Annotated in this window: 1 protein-coding gene; it reads right to left on the bottom strand. The window is 73.1% G+C overall.

Going from position 1 to position 2,476, the window contains the following annotated elements; genetic code table 11:
* Positions 1 to 28 precede the first annotated feature (28 nt).
* Positions 29 to 2,446 (bottom strand): transglutaminase TgpA family protein, encoded by a 2,418-nt coding sequence (locus tag ACWGI8_RS43020; protein WP_453668914.1) that lies wholly within the window; start codon positions 2,444 to 2,446, stop codon positions 29 to 31.
* Positions 2,447 to 2,476: the final 30 nt, after the last annotated feature.

Here is a 2,476-nt window from a genome sequence, read left to right as displayed (position 1 = left end):
ACCCCGCCCGGCCGGACGCCGCCCCTCGTCAGCCGCGCTGCCGGGACGGCCTCCGCAGCTGTGCCGTCCAACGGTCCACAAGGCGGCGCCGGGCAGCCGTCCAGCGGTCCGTGAGCGCGTTCCACCGCTCCGAGAACGCCCACGCCAACCGGACCGTCGAGCGCGGCAGGAACAGGGCACGCAGCCGTGTCCCCCGGCTCGCCGAGGCGGTCAGCCCCGTACGGACCCGTGCCACTTCGTCGGCCAGGCCCGTGCCGGGCCGGGGGTTCGGCGCGTACAGCACCTGCTCCACAGCGTGGGCCACTCGGTGCACCGAGTCGGCGGGCGCGCCCTCCAGGCGGCCGAGCCGCACGATGCGCGCGGCGGCCTTGCGCGGCGTCTGCGACTCGTCCGGCAGGACGCCGTGGTCCCAGGCCGTGTCGGCGATCTCCTCCCAGGCCGCCAGGGTCCGGGCGGTGGCGTCCTCGGGCGTACGCCCGTCGGAGCCGAGCCGGCGGGTCCGTACCCGCAGCCGCCACAGCAGCGGCAGCAGCGGTATGAGCACCACGCCGGCCCCCGCAGCGATCCACAGGAGGATCGTCTGCAGCGACACCCCCTCCTCGGTGGGCGGCAGCACGTCCTGCGGCGCCGCGGCCCCGCACTCCCCGAGCCGGCGGTCCTGCGGCGAGCAGCTGTCCGACTGCGAGGGGACGGCGGGCAGCGCCACGGAGGCGCTAGCCGACGGCTCCGCCGGACTCGTCGGACCGCCCGACGGGGTGCCGGGACGGGTGTAGTCGGGGACACTGCCCCGGGTCGGCGTCGGCTCGAACCTCGTCCACCCCACACCCTCGAAGTACAGCTCGGGCCAGGCGTGGGCGTCGCGGTTGCTGACCGACATCGCCCCGCCCGCACTGGGGGTACCGGGGGTGAAGCCCACGGCGACCCGCGCCGGGATCCCCAAGGTCCGTGCCATCGCGGCCATGGAGAACGAGAAGTGGATGCAGAAACCTTCTTTGTTCTTCAGGAAGCGGGAGATCGCCTGGACGCCACCGCCCGAGTCCACCTCGGTGTCGTAGGTGAAGCCGCCGTTCACGGCGAAGTAGTCCTGGAGCTTGACGGCCCGCTCGTAGTCGTTCGTCGAGCCCTTCGTCACCTGGCGCGCCGTGGCCGGCACGTCGGCCGGCAGCGAGTCGGGCACCTTCGCGTACTCACGCAGCACCGACGCGGGAGCCTTGGGAGCCCGGGCGAGCTGCTCCGCCGTCGGTTTCACCTGGAGGCTGTTGACCGAGTACTGCAGTCCGCCGGTCGTCTGCTTGTGGTCGCCGACGATGGTCCGCCTGGCGGGGTCGAAACGCCAGTTCCCGCCGACACCCACCTTGGTCGCCGGATACGGCATCGGCAGCCAGCCCTGCTTGTACGACTCCGCGGCGGACACGTTCGTCCTGATCTCGGTCGTGTTGACGCTCTCGCTCAGACCGTCCGGCCGGGGGAGCCGGTCGGGGATGTCGGTGACCTTGCGCACCGAGAACTTCCACGCGCCGCCGTCGAACTGATCCAGCGCCATGATCCGCAGATACATGTCGCCTGTGGAGCCCGCGTTGGTCTTGTACTTCAGCCACTCGCGGGCCTCGGGCTGGTTGAGGCTGTCCTGCAGCGTCACCACCGGGTTCACCGCATTGATCGTGCCGCCGCCCGGGCCGTCTCCCGTACCGGTGCCGGTGTTGCCCAGCAGCCCGCTGCCCAGAGCGGGCAACGCCGCCGGGACGACGAGCGCGACGCCCAGCGCGACCACACCGATCCGCCGGCCGGTACGCACCGGCGCCTGCGCCGGCCTGTCGCCCGTGTCGAACCCGGCCGCACCGCGCGGCGGAGCGCCGCCGAACACCCGGCCCCACTGGGAGAGCCGGTCCCGGCCCTCGGCCAGCAGAAGCAGCAGATAGCCCGAAGCCGCCAGCAGGAACGTCAGCCAGCTCGCGCCGCCGCCGGACAGCCCGGCCGCCACCGAGTACAGCGCGAGCAGCGGCAGACCGGCCGGGGCGGCGCTGCGGTAGGTCACCGCGAGCGCGTCCACCGCCAGCCCGATCACCAGCACCCCGCCGACCAGCATCAGCCGGATGCCTTCGGTGGCCGGCGCCGGGATCGCGTACTGGCCCACGTCACCGGCGCCCGCGGACAGCAGGTCGGCGAAGTGGGTGAAGACGTCGGGTCCGGGGATCAGTCCGATGACGGCCTGCTCCCTGGCGAAGACCAGGGTGAGCATGAGCAGCACGAGGACCGCCTGTGCCGCCACGGTCAGCGGCCGCGCCAGCGGCACCCGCCGGGCCAGCGCGCCGGCCCCGCTGACCATTGCCAGCAGGAACGCGGCCTGCAGCATCCACGTAAACGGATCGACCAGCGGCAGCAGTGCGCACGCCGCCATCAGCGTGGCGGCGAAGGCGCACAGGGCGAGCCTTCCGCGACCGCTCATGACCATCCCCCAGACAGACCTGTCGTGCCG

It is taken from the genome of Streptomyces sp. NPDC054841, assembly GCF_053611045.1.
This window is presented reverse-complemented; position numbering and strand designations above follow the sequence as displayed.

Coding starts and splice junctions, on each gene's coding strand:
- ACWGI8_RS43020 (WP_453668914.1), bottom strand. CDS start 2,446: ATGAGCGGTCGCGGAAGGCTCGCCCTGTGCGCCTTCGCCGCCACGCTG.